General features: G+C 68.5%; 22 protein-coding genes. 13 read left to right on the forward strand and 9 right to left on the reverse strand.

Annotation, left to right across the window (positions count from 1 at the left end):
• Window positions 1–757 precede the first annotated feature (757 nt).
• Genes AOZ06_RS46250 through AOZ06_RS46260 form a run of 3 tightly spaced genes read right to left on the reverse strand, consistent with a single transcriptional unit; the run spans window position 758 to window position 3,728 of the window.
• Window positions 758–1,597 (reverse strand): intradiol ring-cleavage dioxygenase, encoded by an 840-nt coding sequence (locus tag AOZ06_RS46250; RefSeq protein ID WP_083472885.1) that lies wholly within the window; start codon window positions 1,595–1,597, stop codon window positions 758–760.
• Between the two features lie 60 nt (window positions 1,598–1,657).
• Window positions 1,658–2,929 carry a UDP-N-acetylglucosamine 1-carboxyvinyltransferase gene (gene murA / locus AOZ06_RS46255; protein WP_054295178.1) on the reverse strand — a complete coding sequence of 424 codons (1,272 nt, stop codon included), beginning with the start codon at window positions 2,927–2,929 and terminating at the stop codon, window positions 1,658–1,660.
• 58 nt (window positions 2,930–2,987) lie between these two features.
• Window positions 2,988–3,728: a FadR/GntR family transcriptional regulator gene (locus AOZ06_RS46260; protein ID WP_169799077.1), complete on the reverse strand. Its 741-nt coding sequence runs from the start codon at window positions 3,726–3,728 to the stop codon at window positions 2,988–2,990.
• Between the two features lie 228 nt (window positions 3,729–3,956).
• Here AOZ06_RS46260 and AOZ06_RS46265 point away from each other — a divergent pair, with 228 nt between their 5' ends.
• The 6 genes from AOZ06_RS46265 to AOZ06_RS46290 all read left to right on the forward strand — a co-directional run bounded on the left by AOZ06_RS46265 (window position 3,957) and on the right by AOZ06_RS46290 (window position 8,055).
• On the forward strand, window positions 3,957–4,529 hold the full coding sequence (locus AOZ06_RS46265) for a cob(I)yrinic acid a,c-diamide adenosyltransferase (protein ID WP_054295180.1): 573 nt from the start codon (window positions 3,957–3,959) through the stop codon (window positions 4,527–4,529).
• A gap of 84 nt (window positions 4,530–4,613) precedes the next feature.
• Window positions 4,614–5,480 carry a helix-turn-helix domain-containing protein gene (locus AOZ06_RS46270; protein WP_054297421.1) on the forward strand — a complete coding sequence of 289 codons (867 nt, stop codon included), beginning with the start codon at window positions 4,614–4,616 and terminating at the stop codon, window positions 5,478–5,480.
• Between the two features lie 436 nt (window positions 5,481–5,916).
• The gene (locus AOZ06_RS46275) at window positions 5,917–6,153 is read left to right on the forward strand and encodes a DUF397 domain-containing protein (RefSeq protein ID WP_054295181.1); all 237 of its coding nucleotides are present in this window, start codon (window positions 5,917–5,919) and stop codon (window positions 6,151–6,153) included.
• A gap of 13 nt (window positions 6,154–6,166) precedes the next feature.
• Window positions 6,167–6,523, forward strand: a complete 357-nt coding sequence (locus tag AOZ06_RS46280; RefSeq protein WP_054295182.1) for a hypothetical protein — start codon at window positions 6,167–6,169, stop codon at window positions 6,521–6,523.
• 204 nt (window positions 6,524–6,727) lie between these two features.
• A complete protein-coding gene (gene sigK / locus AOZ06_RS46285) occupies window positions 6,728–7,318 on the forward strand; it encodes an ECF RNA polymerase sigma factor SigK (protein ID WP_054295183.1) in 591 nt (196 codons plus the stop codon).
• Window positions 7,315–8,055, forward strand: a complete 741-nt coding sequence (locus tag AOZ06_RS46290; protein WP_054295184.1) for an anti-sigma factor — start codon at window positions 7,315–7,317, stop codon at window positions 8,053–8,055. The genes sigK and AOZ06_RS46290 overlap by 4 nt, the downstream gene beginning before the upstream one ends.
• On the opposite strand, the gene AOZ06_RS46295 is transcribed toward AOZ06_RS46290, so the two are convergent.
• Together AOZ06_RS46295 and AOZ06_RS46300 are read right to left on the reverse strand one after the other, a co-directional pair.
• Window positions 8,052–8,525 (reverse strand): DUF2550 domain-containing protein, encoded by a 474-nt coding sequence (locus AOZ06_RS46295; RefSeq protein WP_054295185.1) that lies wholly within the window; start codon window positions 8,523–8,525, stop codon window positions 8,052–8,054. The genes AOZ06_RS46290 and AOZ06_RS46295 overlap by 4 nt on opposite strands.
• Before the next feature lie 25 nt (window positions 8,526–8,550).
• On the reverse strand, window positions 8,551–8,919 hold the full coding sequence (locus tag AOZ06_RS46300) for a F0F1 ATP synthase subunit epsilon (RefSeq protein ID WP_054295186.1): 369 nt from the start codon (window positions 8,917–8,919) through the stop codon (window positions 8,551–8,553).
• 119 nt (window positions 8,920–9,038) lie between these two features.
• On the opposite strand from AOZ06_RS46300, the gene AOZ06_RS46305 reads away from it, so the two are divergent.
• On the forward strand, window positions 9,039–9,536 hold the full coding sequence (locus AOZ06_RS46305) for a SigE family RNA polymerase sigma factor (RefSeq protein ID WP_054295187.1): 498 nt from the start codon (window positions 9,039–9,041) through the stop codon (window positions 9,534–9,536).
• Window positions 9,526–10,827, forward strand: coding sequence for a hypothetical protein (locus AOZ06_RS46310; RefSeq protein WP_054295188.1), 1,302 nt, complete (start codon window positions 9,526–9,528; stop codon window positions 10,825–10,827). Before AOZ06_RS46305 ends, AOZ06_RS46310 begins: the two co-directional genes overlap by 11 nt.
• 57 nt (window positions 10,828–10,884) lie before the next feature.
• Here AOZ06_RS46310 and AOZ06_RS46315 read toward each other — a convergent pair whose 3' ends face one another.
• Window positions 10,885–11,874, reverse strand: coding sequence for a PQQ-dependent sugar dehydrogenase (locus AOZ06_RS46315; RefSeq protein ID WP_054295189.1), 990 nt, complete (start codon window positions 11,872–11,874; stop codon window positions 10,885–10,887).
• A gap of 310 nt (window positions 11,875–12,184) precedes the next feature.
• Here AOZ06_RS46315 and pqqA point away from each other — a divergent pair, with 310 nt between their 5' ends.
• From pqqA to pqqB, 5 genes are all read left to right on the forward strand, one after another.
• Window positions 12,185–12,283 carry a pyrroloquinoline quinone precursor peptide PqqA gene (gene pqqA / locus AOZ06_RS46320; protein ID WP_042195101.1) on the forward strand — a complete coding sequence of 33 codons (99 nt, stop codon included), beginning with the start codon at window positions 12,185–12,187 and terminating at the stop codon, window positions 12,281–12,283.
• 97 nt (window positions 12,284–12,380) lie between these two features.
• The gene (pqqC, locus tag AOZ06_RS46325; protein ID WP_054295190.1) at window positions 12,381–13,061 is read left to right on the forward strand and encodes a pyrroloquinoline-quinone synthase PqqC; all 681 of its coding nucleotides are present in this window, start codon (window positions 12,381–12,383) and stop codon (window positions 13,059–13,061) included.
• Between the two features lie 5 nt (window positions 13,062–13,066).
• The gene (gene pqqD, locus AOZ06_RS46330) at window positions 13,067–13,339 is read left to right on the forward strand and encodes a pyrroloquinoline quinone biosynthesis peptide chaperone PqqD (protein WP_054297422.1); all 273 of its coding nucleotides are present in this window, start codon (window positions 13,067–13,069) and stop codon (window positions 13,337–13,339) included.
• Entirely contained in the window at window positions 13,330–14,424 is a 1,095-nt protein-coding gene (pqqE, locus tag AOZ06_RS46335; RefSeq protein ID WP_054295191.1) for a pyrroloquinoline quinone biosynthesis protein PqqE, read from the forward strand. The genes pqqD and pqqE overlap by 10 nt, the downstream gene beginning before the upstream one ends.
• Before the next feature lies 1 nt (window position 14,425).
• Window positions 14,426–15,301, forward strand: coding sequence for a pyrroloquinoline quinone biosynthesis protein PqqB (gene pqqB, locus AOZ06_RS46340; protein WP_054295192.1), 876 nt, complete (start codon window positions 14,426–14,428; stop codon window positions 15,299–15,301).
• On the opposite strand, the gene AOZ06_RS46345 is transcribed toward pqqB, so the two are convergent.
• From AOZ06_RS46345 to AOZ06_RS46355, 3 genes are all read right to left on the reverse strand, one after another.
• Entirely contained in the window at window positions 15,298–15,531 is a 234-nt protein-coding gene (locus AOZ06_RS46345; RefSeq protein ID WP_054295193.1) for a hypothetical protein, read from the reverse strand. The two genes, pqqB and AOZ06_RS46345, sit on opposite strands and share 4 nt — an antisense overlap.
• 44 nt (window positions 15,532–15,575) lie before the next feature.
• Window positions 15,576–16,316: a hypothetical protein gene (locus AOZ06_RS46350; protein WP_157233614.1), complete on the reverse strand. Its 741-nt coding sequence runs from the start codon at window positions 16,314–16,316 to the stop codon at window positions 15,576–15,578.
• Between the two features lie 101 nt (window positions 16,317–16,417).
• Window positions 16,418–19,369: an ATP-binding protein gene (locus tag AOZ06_RS46355; RefSeq protein WP_054295195.1), complete on the reverse strand. Its 2,952-nt coding sequence runs from the start codon at window positions 19,367–19,369 to the stop codon at window positions 16,418–16,420.
• Window positions 19,370–19,383 lie beyond the last annotated feature (14 nt).

Consider the following 19,383-nt stretch of genomic DNA (forward strand, 5'->3'; position numbering starts at 1 on the left):
CCACTGAGGTGAGCTACTCGCCATCACCAGTTGCTGCTCTCCGGCGGTCCTCGTGGGAGAACAGGGTCCCTCGCCGGTGGCAGACCTCTGGGCAGGAGCCTTTGGGGTCCTTTTCGTTCCTGGTTTGTCGGCGTGGGCGCTCCTGCCCGAAGCCCTTTTCTGCGCCTGCGCGCTCACTGGTTGGACTTGCGCGTCGGGGCAGACGGGTGCTTATCGCGACCATGAGCTGCTGGGAAACTGGGGGCGGGGGCGCCGATCACGACTTGGGCACGTTGGACCTGATCACGGACGAGGTCTGTGAGTGCGCTGGCCGTTCTGTCTTGCTCGCTGTCCCCACCTGGCTGCGCCGGTCATCAGGGGTCTTTTTCTGCTGTGGAGTCGCCGGTGCAGCAGATCATGCTGTACACGGCAGTCCTGCGTTCGCGCTGTCGACGCGTCTGGATGCGATGGCGCACATGGTGGTGGACGGTCAGGTGGATCCGGGGCGCCCGGTCGGCGGGAGCGTCGCCATGGCGGGCGTTTGCTGCTGCGGTTGTGACCAGGGGTGTGTTGCTCGACTTTGGGGCTGACGGTCCGTGGCCGCTGACCGTGCGATTACGTCGGAGGATCTTGAGGCTGCGGAGGAACGCTTCGGTGTCCGCGTTGAGTTGGTGACGCGCTTGTCGCGCGGTTCGGTTGGGTGGAGACCCGATACCGGGGCAACCCCTATGCCGGGTATGAGCGTCGACGCGGCTACTGACAACCCTGTTGCGATCTTCTAGTTCGTTCTTGTGTCCACGCCCACGTTCAGGGCCACCGTGTATCCGGTGTTCACGTCTCCTGTCACGGTGCCGAGTTGTGCTCCTCCGGAGTCGCCGAAGACGTTGTCGTCGCTGAGGCTCACGCTTCGGAGTGTGCGTACGGATCGCTCGTAACCCGGCTGCGCGTACACGGTCTCGCACGCGTTCTGCGGCAACGCGACCTGGGATGTGGCGATTGTCTTGCTCGCGTCCGTGATCGACGTTTCGTCGGGGTAGACCTCGAAGTGGATGTGTGGCCATCTGCCCGGGTAGCAGGCTGGGAAGATGGTGGTGAAGCGCACCTTGCCCGCCGCGTCGGCTATCTGGACCCCGCGCAGGTAGTTCTCGTTCTGCGCGCCTTCGGAGTACATCGAGTAGCGGCCTTCGCGGTCGCATTGCCACACGTACACCGCCACGCCCGTGAATGGCGTGCCGCCTTCGGCCAGGTCCGCTACCACCAATTGCAGGGTCATCGGTACGCCCTGCGCTGTCCCGTTCGACGGGCCGAAGCTGGTGCGGATGTCGCTGCGCACCACTCCACTTTGGTCCAGGACGTCTGGGCCGTTCGAGCCGTCGCCCGGGTACGGGCCCGCTGTTTCCTCCGGGATCTCGCCCGCGGAGGGGCTCGTGGCGGCTGGGGCCGCGCTTGGTTGCGTCGTGCACGCTGCCAGTGCTGCTCCGGCTGCGCCGAGGCCGAGGAATCTCAGTGCCCGGCGACGGCTCAGCAGTGTGCCGATGTCGAAGCCGAGCCCTTGGTCCACGACCTCGTCGTGGGGCCGGGGCAGGCGGCGGCCTTCATAGGTGCGGTCGTCGGTCATGGCACCCATGCTCTGTGTCCCGGCTATGTGCCGCCTGTGGAAATGCTGTCCTTCGGCTGTCTACCGTTCCGGGGCGTCGGTGACGCGTTCCACGTTCGCGCCGAGCCGCACGAGGTTCTCCACGAAGCCCGGGTAGCCGCGGTCGATGTGGAAGACGTCCCACACCTCCGTCACGCCGTCCGCGCACAGTCCCGCGAGCACCAGGCCCGCGCCCGCGCGGATGTCCGACGCCCAGACCGGCGCGCTGGACAGCTTCTCCACGCCCCGGATCACGGCGTGGTGCCCGTCGGTCCTGGCGTCCGCGCCGAGCCGCATCATCTCCTCGACGAACCGGAACCTGGCTTCGAAGAGGTTCTCCGTGATCATCGCGGTGCCCTCGGACACCACGCACAGCGCGATCGCGAACGGCTGCAGGTCCGTGGCGAACCCGGGGTACGGCAGCGTCACGAAGTCCACGGACTTCGGGCGCTCGGCCATCACCACGCGGAACGCCTTGTCGTCGTGCACCGTGACCTCGGCGCCCGCCGTGCGCAGCTTGTCCAGCACCAGGTCGAGGTGGTGCGGGTCGACGCCGCGCACCGTCAGGTCTCCCCTGGTCACCGCGGCGGCGAAGGCCCAGGTCGCGCCGACGATCCGGTCACCGATCACGCGGTGCTCGGTCGGCTGCAGCGAGTCGACGCCGTGCACCGTCAGCGTCGAGGTGCCGGCGCCTTCGATCTTGGCGCCCATCTGCTGGAGCATCGTGCACAGGTCGACGATCTCCGGCTCGCGCGCCGCGTTGTCGATCACCGTCGTGCCGTCCGCGAGGACCGCGGCCATCAGGATGTTCTCGGTCGCGCCCATGCTCGGGAAGTCGAGCCAGATCTGGGCGCCGTGCAGGCCTTCCGCCGTGGCCACGACCGAGCCGTGTTCGATCTCACTGGTCGCGCCGAGCTGGCGGAGGCCGTTCTGGTGCATGTCCAGCGGTCGGGAGCCGATCGCGTCACCGCCTGGAAGCGCGACCACGGCGCGGCGGCAGCGGCCCACGAGCGGGCCGAGCACGCACACCGACGCGCGCAGCTTGCCCATGGAGGCCGCGTCCGGCTTGTGGTTGAGCTCGGACGGGGTGGTGATGACGACCGTGGCCCCGTCGACGCTCACCTCGCACCCGATGCTGCGCAGGACGTCCGCCATGTACGGCACGTCAAGGATCTGCGGGCAGTTGGTCAGCGTCGTCGTGCCCTCCGCCAGCAACGCCGCCGCCATCAGCTTGAGCACACTGTTCTTGGCACCGACGACATCTACGTCGCCGACGAGTCTCGCGCCGCCGTGAACCCGGAAGTGCTCGGACACGCACCCTCCCCGAGAGAAAGATCCTTGGATTGGCGCCAATCGTACGGCCGCGCCCGAGTCAACTGGATTCGGAGGCTCCCGCCGCCTCGACGCGCTCCCTGAGCCGCAGCATCGGCTTCTCCGCCAAGTCCACGAAGTGGTGCAACGTCAGCTCCGACGCGCGTGCGCTGTCACCTGCTTCGATGGCGTGCGCGATCGCGCGGTGGTCGTCGAGGGCACGCTGGCGGATGTCGGTGTCGTAGGGCAGCGAGTCGGTGCCGAACGTGAGCTGGATCCTCAGCTGGGAGTCGATGCTCACGTAGTAGGGGTTGCCGGTCGCGTCGGCGATCGCCGAGTGCAGCGTGTGGTCGGCGGTCCGCATCTCGTCGCGGTCGTCGACGGCTTTCTCGTACGCCTCGACCGCGGCCCAGATCTTGCGGATGTGCTCGTCGGTGCGCCGTTGCGCGGCTATCCCCGCGATCATCGGCAGCAGCGACCTGGTCAGGTCGAACAGCCAGGTCAAGTGCTGCCAGCGGGGCAGCAGCATGCTGCGGATGTGCGATCCCGATTCGGGCCCCCAGGTGCTGTGCACCCGCACGCCACCGCTGCGGCCACGCGTGATGCTCACGTAGCCGAGGGATTCCAGTTGGTGCAGCGCGTCCCGCAGCGTGGTCCGGCTGACGTTGAGCCGCGCGGCGAACTCGCGCTCCGGCGGGAGCTTCTGCCCTGGCAGCAGGGCACCGAGCGCGATCGCTGTGATCAGCCGGTCCACCAGTTGCTCGGCGGCGGACTTGACCTTCATCGGACCGGATTGATCCATGTCCAGGCTCAGTCTCAGGGACGGCCCGTCGCTCGCACGTGTTCTCAAAGTCGAATGCTCCCTGCGCAGCCGAGCATCGAACATAGCCCATCGGGTGGTTGACGCCGATCACTTTAGGGGAGCCGAAAGATTAGGACCAGCTTTTGGCCCGATTCCCGGTGAACACCCGGGAAAGCGTGACGGATCACGTGCTGACCGGCAGCGCCCGTGTCGAATAAGGTTCTCGCCATGGCTGTGCACCTCACGCGCATTTACACCCGGGTCGGCGACGACGGCACGACCGGGCTCGGCGACTTCTCCCGGGTCCCCAAGACCGATCCGAGGCTCGCCGCGTACGCCGACGTCGACGAGGCCAACTCGGCCATCGGTGTCGCGATCGCGATGGGCAGCCTGCCCGAGGAGATCGCGACGGTGTTGCGCACGGTGCAGAACGACATGTTCGACGTGGGCTCCGACCTGTGCACGCCGATCGAGGCGGACGACTCGCGGCTGCGGATCACCCCGCCGTACATCGAGCGGCTGGAGGGCTGGTGCGACGACCTCAACTCGCGCCTGCCGAAGCTGGAGTCCTTCATCCTGCCCGGCGGCACGCCCGGCTCGGCCTACCTGCACGTCGCCAGGACGGTAACGCGGCGGGCCGAACGCACGACATGGGCGTTGATCGAAGTTGATGGCGAACGGACGAACGTGCTGGCCGCGAAATACCTCAATCGCCTTTCCGACCTGCTGTTCATCCTGTGCCGGCTGGCGAACCCGGACGGTGACGTCCTGTGGCAACCGGGTGGTGCCGGGATCGAATAGCGGGGACGTGCGCGCTTTGCGTTCCTTTTGGTCTTAGAGTGTGTGGTCGCAGATCACAGGGGGCAGGGCGAACAGGAGGTGACCATGCCCACGGGTGAGCCCGCAGGGAGTGGTCCCACCGCGCGCCGGATGGTCCTCGGCAGCCAGCTGCGGCGGCTGCGCGAGGCCAAGGGCATCTCCCGCGAGGACGCCGGCTACGCGATCAGGGGCTCCGGTTCCAAGATCAGCCGCGTCGAACTCGGCCGCGTCAGCTTCAAGGAGCGCGACGTCGCCGACCTGCTGACGCTCTACGGCGTGACCGACCAGAGCGACCGCGACATCTTCCTCGGCCTGGTCCGCGAGTCCAACCAGCCCGGCTGGTGGCAGCGCTACAACGACCTGATGCCGCACTGGTTCCAGGACTTCGTCGGTCTCGAGGAGTCGGCGTCCCGGATCCAGACCTACGAGGTGCAGTTCATCCCCGGCCTGCTGCAGACCGAGGCGTACGCCCGCGCGGTGATGCTGCGCGGCAGGCCGGACGCCCCGCCGGAGGAGATCGACCGCAGGGTCAACCTCCGGATGCAGCGCCAGCGGCTGCTCGCCTCGCCGCAGGCGCCGCGCGTGTGGGCGGTGATCGAGGAGGCGTGCATCCACCGCCAGATGGGTGGCACGAAGGTGCTGCGCCAGCAGCTGGAGCACCTGCTCGAGATGACCAGGATGTCGAACATCTCGCTGCAGATCCTGCCGTTCGAACTCGGCGGGTCGGCCGGGGAGACGCCCTTCACGCTGTTGCGGTTCGCCGAGCCGGAACTGCCGGACATCGTCTACCTCGAGCACCTCTGCGGAGCGCTGTACCTGGACAAGACCGACGAGGTCGAGGTCTACAACAAAGCCGCACATCGGCTGGTTGTCGAGGCCGAGACGCCGGAGCAGACGCGGCGGACCATCTCCAAGGTGCTGAAGTCCCTCTAGGACGGCCGCGATTCGAGGTCGCGCCACCCGAACAGCGGTTGTGAAACGGCGTCGTACGGACATGGGACCTCTGTGCGTGCCGCCAACCGGTGACAGGTGTTAACGATTCGGCCACTGCCCGGCGAACAGCGGGTGCCGGGCCGCCGCGGGGACACTCACGGTCATCACAATTCCTCCCTCGCGGTGTTTATGTGTCGTACGAAATTCGGCCGGATGGCCCAGTCCGAATGCAATCGATCTCACTGTTGGCGACCAGCGACTACCCGCTGTCGACAAAACCTGCCGTGATCCACTGTTCCGCGATCCAGGTGTGAAAATCGTGCAGATGCACGTGCATGCGCCCGTGCAGTGGCCCGTGCTACCTTGCTTGTGCACGAAGATCGAAAGAGAGACGTGCCGCCGCCAAGGCAAGTCGGGGAAAAGGTGGGAGCACTCCATGACGGCAGTACACAACGGGGTATCCGCTGATCGACTGGGAGGCGTCGACTGGCGCCGCAGCCGGATGAGCGGAGCAGTAGGCAACTGTGTCGAGGTCGCGACCCTGGAGTCCGGCGAGATCGCGGTGCGCAACTCGCGGTTCCCGAACGGGCCGGCGCTGATCTACACACGGGCTGAAATGGCAGCGTTCCTCGCTGGTGCGAAGGACGGCGAATTCGACGACGTTCTGTCGTGACGAAGGCGGCGACATGGACGACTTCGAGGCACAACTCAGGGAGCTGATGGCCCGGGGGTTCAGCTTCGCGCATCCGCGCGACGCAGCCGGGGAGGTGGCCGCCGTCGTCGGCGTGCGGGTCCACCGCGGAGTGGTCGACGTGGTTCAGATCTACGGCGAGCACGACGCCGACGCCACCCGGATCCCGGGTGACGAGATGGACATTTTCTTTCCCTACAAGGTTTTCTGGCGATCAAGCGGCCGCTCGGCCCAGGTCGTCGCCGAATTGCTGGCTTTGCCGGATCCCGTGCCCGGTGACGTTCCCAAGGTCAACGGTTGCTGGGTTCCGGCCCGTCCTGGCAGGTCGAAATGGCTGTCCGCGTCCGCGTGAGTCCAGCCGTGCTGCCTCGTGATGGCAGCTCGGGTCCCCGAGCGTTCATCAGAGAACTGGGTGTCAGACTTGCCGCAGGGGTGACTCGGCTGAGTCGCTCCCGCGGCGCCAAAACGCACTGAAGCACTACCCTGCTGTACCAATCCGCCTGCGCGCCGGGAGCGAATCACCTGGCGTGCAGGCTGAGGTACGAGGAGGGTGAGCATGCGGGAACGCGCGCAGCGGTCACGTGAACCAGGGGGACCGCGACCGGCCACCCTCGACGAACTGCTGCCCCGCGTGGCACGCGGGGACGAAGCTGCCTTCGAGCAGCTCTACCGCCACCTCTCAGCGCCCATCTTCGGGCTGGTGCAGCGGATCCTGCGCGACCCGGCACAGTCGGAAGAAGTCGCGCAGGAGGTCTTCCTCGAACTCTGGCGATCAGCCACGCGCTACAGCCCCGAACGCGGCTCGGTGCTGTCGTGGGCGATGACGATCGCGCACCGCAAGTCCGTCGACCGGGTCCGGTCCGCCCAGGCGAGCAGCGACCGCGACACCCGGGTCGCCCGCGCCGAGACCGCGCGCCCCTTCGACGAAGTCACCGAGGTCGTCGCGGGACGGATGGAACGCGAACAGGTCCGGCGGTGCCTCGGCACGCTCACCGAGTTGCAGCGCGAATCCGTGATGCTCGCGTACTACCAGGGCTACACGTACCGGGAAGTCGCGCACCTGCTCGACTCGCCTCTCGGCACAGTCAAAACACGATTGCGGGACGGGCTGATCAGGCTGCGTGACTGCATGGGGGTGACAGCGTGAACAACGATGTGCACACACTGACGGGCGCGTATGTGCTCGACGCGCTGTCCGAAATGGAACGCAGAGCGTTCGAGGACCACATGGCCGGCTGCCCGGCGTGCCACCAGGAAGTCGCCGAGCTCAGGGAAACCACGGCCCGGCTCGGCACGGCGACCGCGGTCGCCCCGCCGCCGCAGCTGTGGACCAAGGTGCACGCGGCGATCGGGAACCTGCGGCAGATCCCGCCCTTGTCGGTCGGCGAACCGATCGCGCTGCGGCCGAGGCGCAGGGCGTCCCGCGTCGCGGTGTTCGCGGCTGCCGCGGGCATCGTCGCCGCGGCCGGGCTCGGCGTGGGCTGGGTCGTGAGCAGCAACGACCTCCATGACCAGCTGGCCAAGAGCCAGACCGAGCTGTCCCAGCTGCAGTGCGCGCTGAACGCGCCGGACGCGAAGCTGGCCTCCGGGTCCGTGCAGGGCGGCGGTTCGGCGACCGCGGTCGTCTCAGCGCGGCAGAACTGCATGGTCATGCTGCTCAAGGACGCCCCGCAGCTGCCGGGCAGTTCGGTCTACCAGCTCTGGTACGTGCGCGGCCCCGGCGAGCAGACCTCGGCGGGGATCCTGGCCGCTTCCAACGGCGCCATCCCGGCCAGCGACCTGACTCCGGCCAAGGGAGCGGTCGCGCTGGCGATCACGATCGAGCCCGCGGGCGGATCGCCGAAACCGAGCGAGAAGATCGTCTCCACGATCCCGCTGGCCTAGGACGCGTACGGAAGACGACGCCCCGGGGGCGCTGACTCGAGCCACGACAGGAAGCCGGTCAGCGCGTCCGGGGTCATCGCTATCTCGACGACCGTGTCCGGGCCGCCGACCGCGCGCTTGGAGCGCGGTGGGTCCAGCTCGGCACGGCAACGCAGGATGATGGCGCCGTTGGGCACGCCGTAGAGCTCCTGGGCGCCCGGCTCGCGGCGGTCGTCGATCTCGAACCCGTCGCGCTGGATGATCCGGTTGGGACCGTTGCGCAGGCTCAGCGCGCGGTACCAGGTGAACTCGTCACCGTGGTAGCGGGCCACACCGAGGTGCCAGCCGCGCGGGTTGTCGTTGTCCACGTGCGTGCGCAGGGCGACGTTGATGCCGCCCATCCGGATCAGCCGGACCCGGCGCACGCTCAGCAAGACCAACGTGGCGGCCGCGACCGCCAGGAGACTCCCGATGAACCAGAGGATCTCCACGGCCGCCCCCGCCCAGTCCCGCGGATCAGACCGTCTGTCCGGCGGCGCGCACCCGGGCTGCTGCTCTTGCCCGCTCGTCCGCGTCCTGCGCGGCGGCCACCTCGGCCCGCGCCTGCTCGATGTCGATCTCGTCGGCGAGCTCGGCGTTCTCCGCGAGGATGCTGACGCCGTCGCCGGTGATGGACAGGAACCCGCCGTAGACCGCGGCGATCACCGTGTCGCCGTCCGTCGTGCGGATCTTGACGACACCACCTTCGACCAGCTGTCCGAGCAGCGGTTCGTGGCCGGGCAGCACGCCGAGTTCACCCTCGGTGGTCTGCGCGATGACCATCGTCGCTTTGCCCGACCACAGCCGGCGCTCGACGGCGACGAGTTCAACGGAAATCTCGGCCACGCGTTTCTCCTTCGTGTCCCTTTGTCGGCAAGTCTAAACGGCAGCGGTTGGCAACTTCGACGCCCCTCCCGGTGTGATGCGGGGCGTAGCCGGGGTCAAGGGGGTAATCGGTGCCGGACATGGCCGACTTCGAGCAGTTCGTCGCGAACCGCTCGGGTGCTTTGCTGCGCTCGGCGTACCTGCTCTGCGCCGGTGACCGGGGTGCGGCCGAGGACCTGCTGCAGGACGTGCTCGAGCGGATGTACCCCAGGTGGAAACGCCTCAAGGGCGAACCGGAGGCGTACGTCAGGGCAGCGCTGGCGAACGCGTCGGCCAACAGGTGGCGGCGGCGGTCCAGGCGCGTGAGTGAGACCCCACTCACAGACGAACCGCGCACCGCTGTGAGCGGGCCGGAAGACCAAGTGGCGGCACGAGACGAGGTGGTGCGCGCGCTCGGCGCGTTGCCCGAGCGCATGCGTGCGGTCATCGTGCTCCGTTTCTACGAGGACATGACCGAGGCGGACACGGCGGACGCCCTCGGATGCGGCATCGGAACGGTGAAGAGCCAGACGTCACGAGGACTTGCCAAGCTGCGGCAGCTGCTCGGCGAAACCGTGGGAGCGACCAATGGACACTGACCAACTGCGCGCCGCCCTGCGCGGTGCGACTCCCGACATCGAACCGCGGCCGGGCCTGACCGCCGATGTCCTGCGCGGCGGAATCCGGCGCACGCGTGTCCGGCGGCTGACCCTCACCGCCGCCGCGTTCGCCGCCGCCGCGCTCGTCACCACGACCGTGACGGTCGGCTGGCAGTCCCTGTCGAAGCCGGTGGATCCGGCCACGAAGACGCTGCTGCGCGGGCCGACACGCGGTGATCTGGCGGGCGACAGCGCGTTCGCCAAGGACGTGCTCGACGTCTGGGAGCACAAGCCGAAGAAGCCGGCGGCGAAGGTGGTCACCCGGCCGCACGTGTTCTGGGCGGGCACGACGCCCGCGGGGCGCGTGGCCGTGGTGGCGCAGGGGACCGACAAGGGCGACACCGTGCGCGGCCTGGTGGGCTTGGACGTGCAGGAGCAGACGCTGCGGCTGTTGATCCTCGACGAGCCGGAGACGCGGGCGCGGGCACCGATGCGGGGACTGGACATGGGCTACCGGTTCGGCCCGGACAACCGGTACGTACTCGCGTTGTCGAAGGACAAGCCGCTGTTCGTCGTCTTCCCACCCTTCCACCAAGGCCACCAGATGCCGATGCGGGAGGCCGGCGGGGTGGGCCTCGGCGAGGTTCCACCCGGCGTCGGGCCGACCGACGACATACGTGTGCTCAGGGGCAGCCCGTACACGGACGGCACACCGAGCGAACTCCTCCACCTCTATCCCGACGCGACGCCCGACCGCCCCGGTGTGCGCTGGGACGCACCGGACGACAGGCCGTACACCACGGTGGCCCAGCCATGGGCAGCACCACTGGCGCACTGGGACGACATCGAGTGGCTGAACTCGCACTGGCGGCGGGGGCTGGCGGGCAAGTCACTGCGGTACCCGCCCGGGCCTGGCCTGGAAACCAGGACGAACTGGTTCATCTCCGTACGGGAGGGTGGGCCGATCAAGTACGTGATCGGCGAGTACCACGACGCCCGCACGACGCCGACTTACCTGTACGCCGTGGAAATCCTGCCGGACGGCAGCACAGGTGGCACACGCCAGCTCGGCACGGCCGACCTGAACAGCCCGTTGCCCATCCTGGTCCCGTTGCCGGACAACGGCGGGTTCCTCGCCGCGGCACCAGGCGCGAACCTGGCGTACCGGACCGCTAAGGGCAGCTCGTGGAGCATGTACCTCAAGGAAGCGGTCCGCGTCCCGTCCGACGCGGTCGAGATCAGCGTGTCCTTCAGCGGCAAGGATCCTGTGACCGTCCCGATCAAGCGGTGACCCTGCCGCCGCCGAAGGTCTCCTCGCCTGCCGCGCCGGCGAGGAGACCTTGCCTTCTCAGGCGCCGTCGGCGTTGTAGATGCCGCCCGGGGTTACGACCCAGAGCACGTTGTTCGGCCCGGCGACCTCGTCACGGGTGCGACCGAGGTTGGTGTAGAGCTTGCCGCCCGCACCGCTGGTGGTGAGCTTGTACGTACCGCCCTTGAGCGAGGCCATGTACAGGCTTCCCTGGTAGGTCGTCAGGCCGCTGGGCGTGGCCTGGGAGGTCGGCCACGACTTCACCGGGTTGACGTACTTCGAGTTGCCGCAAGGACCTTCGCAGTCCGGCCAGCCGTAGTTGCCGCCCGGTGTGATCTTGTTCAGCTCGTCCTGGTCGCTGGCGCCGATCTCCGAGATGTACAGCTGGCTGCCGACCCAGGTCAGGCCCTGCACGTTGCGGTGCCCCATCGAGTAGACCCTGCTGTTGAACGGGTTCCCCGGCACGGCAGCGCCGTTCTTGTCCACCCGCAGCACTTTCCCGCCGAGCGAGTTGCGGTTCTGCGCGTTGGCGCCGTTCTGGCCGTCGCCGGTGCCCGCGTAGAGGTAGCCGTCCGGGCCGAACTTGATCCGGCCGCCGTGGTGGTACTGGGATCCGCGCGGGATCCCGGTCACGATCGGGACAGGCGCCTGTCCCAGCTTGAGTTTCGCGATCCGGTTGTCGGAGCTGGTCGTGTAGTAGACGAACACCAGCTGGTCGGTCGCGTACGACGGGGACACCGCGATGCCGAGCAGGCCCGCTTCCTTGGTGACGCTCACGCCGGGGACGGTCTGCACGTCCGAGACCTTGCCGTCGGCGCCGATCCTGCGGATCTTCTTCGAGTCCTTCTCGGTGAACAGCGCCGTGCCGTCGGGCAGGAAGTCGACCGACCACGCCTGGTTGAGTCCACTTGCGACCTGCCGGATCGCCAGCGGTCGCACGTCGGCCGGGGCGGCGGTCGCCGTACCCGCGGCCAGCAGCACCGCGGCGGCGGACGCGCCGATGCCGAGGAGTTTGCGCCGAGATGTCATGACTTTGCCTCCTGGGAGCTTCGAGCGGGCTACACACGGGCGGCGAATGCATACAAGCACAGGGAGTGTCGGTCGTCCTACCTCCGACCGAGCTAACAAACCCGGAAACATCCGACCACTGTTGTCACGATCAGTGACGAGGCGGCGATGCCGGTGTCCCGGTCACAGGGATCGCGGCGTTTCACCGCCCGGGGAAAACGCTGGGAGGACTAGCGTTCCCGGCCAGTCAGCTCCTACGCTCGAAGTGCTCGACACCGGTCCAGTGGACGACGATCCACGACGGATCGTCACTGATCCGAGGAGTGCACACATGATCGAGAACACGGAGCGCGAGGTCTGGACCACTCCGGACTTCGTCGAGTACGAAACGCCGATGGAGGTCACGGCCTACGCGGCCCGGATGGACTGAGCACCGTCCTCCGGCGGGGGCCGGCCCTGCGACGGCGGCCCCCGCCACCCCTCTCCCCTGCACGGAGGAACTCCGAGTGTCCACTTCGAACTCTCCGATGACGGCCGACGAGTTCGTCGGCGCGCTGCGCGGTCTGTCCCACCGCTACTGGGGAACACACCCGTTCCACCGCAGACTGCACGAAGGCAGCCTGTCGGAACTCGAGTTGCGCACGTGGGCGGCCAACCGCTGGTACTACCAGAGCATCCTGCCGCAGAAGGACGCGGCGATCATCAGCAACTGCCCGGTCCCCCGGATCCGCAGGCAGTGGCTGACCAGGATCGTCTACCACGACGGCGCCGCCGACGGCGAAGGCGGCCACGAGCGCTGGCTGCGGCTGTGCGAAGCGGTCGGCCTGACCAGGGAAGAGGTTCTCGACGAACGGCACGTCGCGCCCGGCGTCCGGTTCGCGGTGGACGCCTACGTGACCTTCGCACGGACCAGGCCGTGGATCGAGGCGATCGCGTCCGGCCTGACCGAGATGTTCTCCGGCCACCTGATGCGCCGTCGCGTCACCGACATGCTGTCGAACTACCCGTGGATCGCCCGCGCGGACCTCGCGTACTTCACCAACCGGATCGACGCGGTCTCCGGCGAGGGACAGGCCACAGTGGACATCGTGGTCGAGTACTGCACCACCCGCGCCGACCAGGAGAAGGCGATCGCCGCGCTGTCGTTCAAGTGCGACGTGCTGTGGTCCATGTTGGACGCCGTCGAGCGGGCGGCGAGGAAGGAGTGAGCCTGGTGGGCACGATCGGACTGGACTCCACACCTCGCCTGCGCCGAGGCGTCAGGCTCACGTACGACAAGACCCGCGAGACGCACGTCCTGCTCTTCCCGGAAGGTGTTCTCGTCCCCAACGGCACGGCCGCCGCGGTGCTCAAGCTGTGCGACGGCGTGGCGACGGTCGCCGAGATCACGGCCGAACTGGGCCGCGACTACGAGGGCGTGCGCGTCGAGGACGTCCGGAACGTGCTGACCAGGCTGGAAGAACGGCGGGTCGTGCAATGGACGTGACCGCGCAGCCGCCGCTGGGCATGCTCGCCGAGCTGACCCACCGCTGCCCGCTGCACTGCCCGTACTGCTCCAACCCGATCGAGCTCGTGACCAGGGACAACGAGCTGCCGACCGACGAGTGGTTGTCGATCATCGACCAGGCAAGGGAACTGGGCGTGCTGCAGGTGCACATGTCCGGCGGCGAGCCGCTGGCCCGCACCGACCTGCCGGTCCTGGTCGGCAGGGCGGCAGACCTCGGATGTTACGTGAACCTGGTGACCAGCGGGCTCGGGCTGACCGAGCAGCGGCTCGCCGACCTGGCCGGCCGCGGTCTCGCGCACGTCCAGCTGTCGGTGCAGGGCGCCGACGCCGAGACGGCGAACCGGATCGCGGGCGTGAAAGCCCACAGCCACAAGCTCTCGGCGGCCCGCGCGGTGAAGAAGCTCGACATGCCGCTGACCGTGAACGTGGTACTGCACCGCGCCAACCACCACCAGGTCGCGGATCTGATCGCGCTCGCCGAGGAAATGGGTGCGGATCGCCTGGAACTGGCCAACACCCAGTACTACGGCTGGGGGCTGCGCAACCGGTCGGCGCTGATGCCCACCGCGCAGCAGCTGGCCGAGGCCGAACCGATCGTGCGCGCGGCAACGGAACGCCTGCGTGAGACAATGCAGATCGTCTACGTGGTAGCGGATTACTACGAGCCGTACCCCAAACCCTGCATGTACGGCTGGGGATCGCGGCAGCTGACGGTGGCGCCGAACGGTGACGTGCTGCCGTGCCCGGCTGCTTCGTCGATCACGACGTTGAAGCTGGACAACGTCCGTTCCCGGTCCTTGGCGGACATCTGGTACCACTCGGAGGCGTTCGACTCCTACCGCGGTGAGGACTGGATGCCCGACCCGTGCCGCGGCTGCTCGCGCAAGGGCGTCGACTTCGGCGGCTGCCGTTGCCAGGCGTTCCTGTTGACGGGCGACGCGGGCGCGACCGACCCGGTCTGCTCCAAGTCGCCCGACCGCGGGCTGGTCGACGCGATACTGGCGGGAACCCCGCCCGAGCCGCCGGAGCTCGTGATGCGCAAGAACACGATCAAGGTGGTCTGACGTGGAAATCCTGCTGCTGGGCACAGCCGCGGGCGGCGGGTTCCCGCAGTGGAACTGCGCGTGCCGGATGTGCACGGCCGATCTGCCGTCCCGCACCCAGGACTGCGTCGCGATCAGCCGTGACGGCGCGGGGTGGTACCTGCTCAACGCCTCACCGGACATCCGTGCCCAGGTGCTGGCGACGCCACGGCTCGCAGCGGGTCCCGGCCCTCGGGAGACTCCCCTGCGCGGAGCGCTGCTGACCGACGCGGAACTCGACCACACCCTCGGCCTGACCATGCTCCGCGAGGGCGCGGGCCTGCGAGTGTGGGCTCCGGCGGCCGTTTTGCAGGCCTTGCGCGCGGATTTTCCGCTCCAGGGCATCGTTTCCCGCTATGGCGCGTGGGAATGGCACCAGGCCGAAGGGAGTTTCACGGTCGACGGGCTGTCCGTGACGGCCGTCCCGATCAGCGACAAGAAGCCGAAGTACGTACAGTCCACAGCGGACGGACCGTGGGTGGTGGCGTACCGGATCTCCGACCCGGCCGGTGGTTGCGTGGTCTACGCGCCGTGCCTGAAGACGTGGCCGGAAGGCTTCGACGAGCTGGTCGCCGGCGCGGACTGCGTGATACTGGACGGCACGTTCTACTCACCGGACGAGATGTCCGGCGCCACCGCCGCGGGAGTCGGCTCAGGTGCCCAGCGCGCGATGGGCCACATCCCCATTGCCGGACCGGACGGCAGCCTCGCCCAGATCGCCCGCCACCCGGGCAAACGCTGGATCTACACGCACCTCAACAACACCAACCCGATCCTGGACCCGGACTCCGAGCAGTACAAGGAAGTCCTCGCCGCCGGGGCCGAGGCTCCACCCGACGGCACAGTCATCCGGGTCTAGGTCCTGTTCCCGGCCTTGCGGCCGAGGTGGAAGATCCAGGCGGCCGTCAGTCCGGCGACCAGCCCGATCACCAGCAGCGTCCACCCGACTCCGGCGCCGCTGCTGATCACGATGGAGGCACCGACCACCACCAGCACGAGCGCCAACAGCGCCGTCGTGGTCGCCCGCCATGTGAAGGGTGACCGGTTGTCGAACTGCCCGGGTGTGCCCTTCTCCGCCTCAGTGGTCATGCACCTGTGGTAGCCGGAAACGGTGACCGCCAACCACCGGGCGGCTATTCCGTTTCGCCGAACCGGGTGCTGCTGGACATCCGCGGATACGCCTTGCACCCGCTACCGCCCCCGGAGCTGCTGAGGTCGACGGCCTTCTTCCCGTTCGCCTCAGCGCTGAACTGGGTGGACGCGGTGTTGACGACCTTGCCGGCGGCGTCCTTGCACATCACGACGAGCACACCGCCGCTGACCTTCTCCGGGTAGCCGTTGGTCACCTCGACGATCGTCTTGGCGAAGATCGAGCCGCTCCTGGTCTCGCTGGTGACCGGGCCCGCCTCGAACCTCCCCTGCTGGTGCTGGGGGATGGCGGACCGCTTCTTCGTGGTCACCTCGGCTTCGATCCTGCTGAACTTCGGTTTTTCGCCTGCTGACCTGTCCATCACGAGGAACAACGCGACCGCGATTGTGCTTTTCGGCGGGAACACCTCGAACCGTCCTTCCGGTTTCGTCGTCGACGATTCCTTGAAGGCTTTTCCGGCGGCGTCGAAGGCGGTGAACTCGATCTGCCCGGCGACTTCCCTGTCTTCGGGGTTCTCCACGTACGCGTAGAAGTTGCCACCGGCCGCGCCTGCTTCGATCACCCGTAGTCGCGCGTCGTCGGGCTGTTCGTCCGCCAGTTTCTCCGCTGTCTGCCCAGGCTGCTGCTGGTTCTGCGGCACGGACCCGCCCGGCTGCTGTTCGCCGGAGCAGGCCCCGGCCAGGAGCACCGGCACCAGCAGTCCGGCGGCGAAACGGCGTCGCATCTTCATTCCCCTCGATCCCCGATCTGACAGTGCCCAGGACGATAACAGCACCTTCGGGCATTTCGGGCGCACCACAAGCCGACCAAAAGAAAACCACAAGATCAGGCCCGGCGAATGACGATCTCGGCTTGCGCGTAATGCGAGTCCGCAACATTAACCCGGCCGAGTCCGCGCGCCAAATCACCGAGATAACGGTCAACCGGTCCGAGCGTGAGCATTCCACTGCCCGCCCCGGCCAGTTCGCCCGCCGCGGGCAGGAGCGCGTCGTAGAGCCGCTGCATCGTCCCGGCGTCGTCCGCCGCGGCGGCGTGCAGGCACGTGCGTACTTCGAACAGCTGGTCCTTCGGCGAGTCCGGGATCGGCCCGGCCGGGCGGCACCACGGTGTGAACGCGCCGAAGTCCCTGTCCCGGTCGACGGGAAGTCCAATGTGGATCTCGTGGCACAGCAGTGCCAGCGGCAGCAGCCCGTCGTCGAATCCCGGCATCTGGGCGTCCGCCAGCGCGGCAGCCGCGGCCCGGTACAGCCCCACGGCGTCCTGCCCGGCCACCGAAGCCCGAAGCGCCCGGTACCACTGCGCGAAGACACTCACCAGCGGTAGCTGGAAGTCATCGCCGAGCCGGGTCACCCGCTCGACGTGCGCGTCGGCGGCGGTGAAATCGGCGAGCGCGGAGTGTGACTGCATCAGGATCAGGTGCCCGAGGACTTCGAACGTCACCAGTCGGTGCCGCTCGGCCAGCGACACCAGTTCCGTGCCGATCCGCACCCGCTCCCGGGTCTGCCCGGCGCGGGCGTACGACTGCATGAACTGCGCGTTCAACGCGAACGCCAGCAGTGACGGCTCACCCAGCCCTCGCGCGATCTCCTCGGCTCCCGCTGCGGCTTCGACCGCTCGTGACCCGCCCGAGCTGCGCAGTTCCATCGCGATCGTGGCGAGCAACCGGCTTCGCGACGCGGCGTCCACGTCAGGCAGCAAGCGTTCGCTCAGGGCAACGACCCGGGTCGCCAGCGCGGGATCGTCGTGCGCGGTCCAGATCGCCGGTACGTCGAAGGACGTGACCACCCGGGCGGCCAGTCGCGGGTCGTCGACCGAGTCGAGCAGGTCAAGCGCCGAAGCACGCAGTGCGCGTGACTCACCGAGCGAACCGCTGAACGACAGGGCACGGACCAGGCCCATGGTCAGTTCCAGGCGGTGCCGGACATCGGCCTGGTGAGCGAGGGCGACCCGCCAGTACCTGGCCGCCTCACCGAACGCGGAACGCCGCTCGGCCGAGACGGCGGCGGCTTGTGCGTACCGGCCCGCTCTTTCGTCGGACGCCAGCGCGAAGTGGTGCGCCAACGCGGCGACGTCGCCGGCTCGTAGCCGTTCCAGCGCCTCGCCGACCTCGAGGTGCAGGTGCGCCCGCCGCGACCGCGAGAGATCCTGGTACACCGTGTCCCGAACCAGCGCGTGGGAGAACTGGAACTCCCCGGCCGCGGTTTCGACGAGAAAGCCCTGCCGCACCGCGACTTCGGCCTCGTCCAGCGAACCGGCGACGTCGAGCGCGAACGTCTCCCCGGCCACGGCGGCCTTGCGGAGAACAGCTTGCACCTCGGCGGGCAGCTGAGACAGCCGGTACCGCACGACATCGCGCACGCCTTCAGGCACTGTGGACAGATCACCACCCGCGGCGAGCAGCCGTGCCAGCTCACGGACGAAGAACGGATTCCCGCTGCTGCGCCGGTGGATCACCGCGGCGGTCGGCTCGTCCACGTCCAGGCCGGTCGCGGCGCGCACCACGGCAGGAACATCGGACGCCGCAAGGCCACCCAGGTAGACACGGGTGGGCTCGGCGCGGGCGACGCGTCCCAGCAACGTGGTGGGCGCTTCCCTCGTCCGGTAGGTCGCCACGACCAGGACAGGCGCCGGTATCGGGTCGACCACGACAGAAGCCAGCAACGCCAGCGTTTCCTCGTCGGCCCAGTGCACGTCGTCGAGCACCACGAGCGAACGGCCACGCGAAGCCAGCTGCGACCGTGCGGCTTGATGGAGCCGGAACCGGGCCGCAACCGGGTCCGCGGACGGCTCGATGTCCACGGGATCCAGGATGTGCGCCCAGCCGGACGGCGCGTCCTCGGGATTGCCGCCCCACCGCGCGCTCCAGCCCGCCTGCTCCAGCCGGGCGCGCAACGCCGTGGCCAGCGCGGTCTTCCCCGCACCGGCTTCACCGCTGATCAACGCCAATCCCAGCTTGCCCGTCCCGGCCACCCGGTGCGCGGCGCCTGCCAGCAGCGCCATCTCCTCGTCCCGCCCGACCAGCACCGGAGCAGCCGGAGCCGGGGCCAGTCGCGGGGCGTGCGCGAGCACGTCCGCCGCCAACTCGCGCAACGCCGGACCGGGATCGACACCGAGCTCGTCGGCCAGCAGCTGACGAGCCCGTCGCAGCGACTCCAACGCATCAGCCTGACGTCCCGCCGTGTACTGGGACAGCGCCAGCAACCGCCAGCCGTCCTCCCGCAACGGATGTCCGTCCACATGCGCCAACAGCGCGGGCACAGCCTCAGCCGCACGCCCGAGCCCCAGCAAGGCCTCGGCACGCCGCTCGACGGCCAGCAACCGGAGCTCGTCCAGCCGGGTGATCTCCGCACGGGCCCACGCCTCGTCGGCGAACTCGGCGTACGCAGGCCCGCGCCACAACTCAAGGGCCTCGTCCAACGCTGCCAGCGAACCGTTCAGCGCGGCCTCGAACCGCCACGCGTCCACCGCATCAGGCTCCAGCTTGAGCCGGTACCCCGGACCTTCGGTCACCAAGAGCGTGGCGGGCGTTCGTGGCGGCCGGTTCGGCTCCAGCGCCTTGCGCAGGGTGGCCACGAACGTCTGGATGGCGCCGACGGCACCGTCCGGCGGGTCCTCCCAGAGATCGGCGACGAGCATGTCGACCGGCACGACACGGCCACGCGCGACGAGCAGCCGGGCGAGGACAGCGCGGTGACGCGGTCCTTTGAGGTCGATCGAACCGGCGGAGTCCGTCGCGAGCAGCGGACCCAGCACGCCGATCCGCACCGAGGAAACCATCGCCGACCACTGTA

Source organism: Kibdelosporangium phytohabitans, from assembly GCF_001302585.1.
GTDB classification, from domain to species: Bacteria; Actinomycetota; Actinomycetes; order Mycobacteriales; family Pseudonocardiaceae; genus Kibdelosporangium; species Kibdelosporangium phytohabitans.

Bases quoted from the DNA above. Each gene is read 5' to 3' on its own strand.
- AOZ06_RS46250 (WP_083472885.1), bottom strand. From the start codon at position 1,597: ATGACCGACGACCGCACCTATGAAGGCCGCCGCCTGCCCCGGCCCCAC.
- AOZ06_RS46260 (WP_169799077.1), bottom strand. From the start codon at position 3,728: ATGGATCAATCCGGTCCGATGAAGGTCAAGTCCGCCGCCGAGCAACTG.
- AOZ06_RS46265 (WP_054295180.1), top strand. From the start codon at position 3,957: ATGGCTGTGCACCTCACGCGCATTTACACCCGGGTCGGCGACGACGGC.
- AOZ06_RS46270 (WP_054297421.1), top strand. From the start codon at position 4,614: ATGCCCACGGGTGAGCCCGCAGGGAGTGGTCCCACCGCGCGCCGGATG.
- AOZ06_RS46275 (WP_054295181.1), top strand. From the start codon at position 5,917: ATGACGGCAGTACACAACGGGGTATCCGCTGATCGACTGGGAGGCGTC.
- AOZ06_RS46280 (WP_054295182.1), top strand. From the start codon at position 6,167: ATGGACGACTTCGAGGCACAACTCAGGGAGCTGATGGCCCGGGGGTTC.
- sigK (WP_054295183.1), top strand. From the start codon at position 6,728: ATGCGGGAACGCGCGCAGCGGTCACGTGAACCAGGGGGACCGCGACCG.
- AOZ06_RS46305 (WP_054295187.1), top strand. From the start codon at position 9,039: ATGGCCGACTTCGAGCAGTTCGTCGCGAACCGCTCGGGTGCTTTGCTG.
- AOZ06_RS46310 (WP_054295188.1), top strand. From the start codon at position 9,526: ATGGACACTGACCAACTGCGCGCCGCCCTGCGCGGTGCGACTCCCGAC.
- AOZ06_RS46315 (WP_054295189.1), bottom strand. From the start codon at position 11,874: ATGACATCTCGGCGCAAACTCCTCGGCATCGGCGCGTCCGCCGCCGCG.
- pqqA (WP_042195101.1), top strand. From the start codon at position 12,185: ATGATCGAGAACACGGAGCGCGAGGTCTGGACCACTCCGGACTTCGTC.
- pqqC (WP_054295190.1), top strand. From the start codon at position 12,381: ATGACGGCCGACGAGTTCGTCGGCGCGCTGCGCGGTCTGTCCCACCGC.
- pqqE (WP_054295191.1), top strand. From the start codon at position 13,330: ATGGACGTGACCGCGCAGCCGCCGCTGGGCATGCTCGCCGAGCTGACC.
- AOZ06_RS46345 (WP_054295193.1), bottom strand. From the start codon at position 15,531: ATGACCACTGAGGCGGAGAAGGGCACACCCGGGCAGTTCGACAACCGG.
- AOZ06_RS46350 (WP_157233614.1), bottom strand. From the start codon at position 16,316: ATGCGACGCCGTTTCGCCGCCGGACTGCTGGTGCCGGTGCTCCTGGCC.
- AOZ06_RS46355 (WP_054295195.1), bottom strand. From the start codon at position 19,369: ATGGTTTCCTCGGTGCGGATCGGCGTGCTGGGTCCGCTGCTCGCGACG.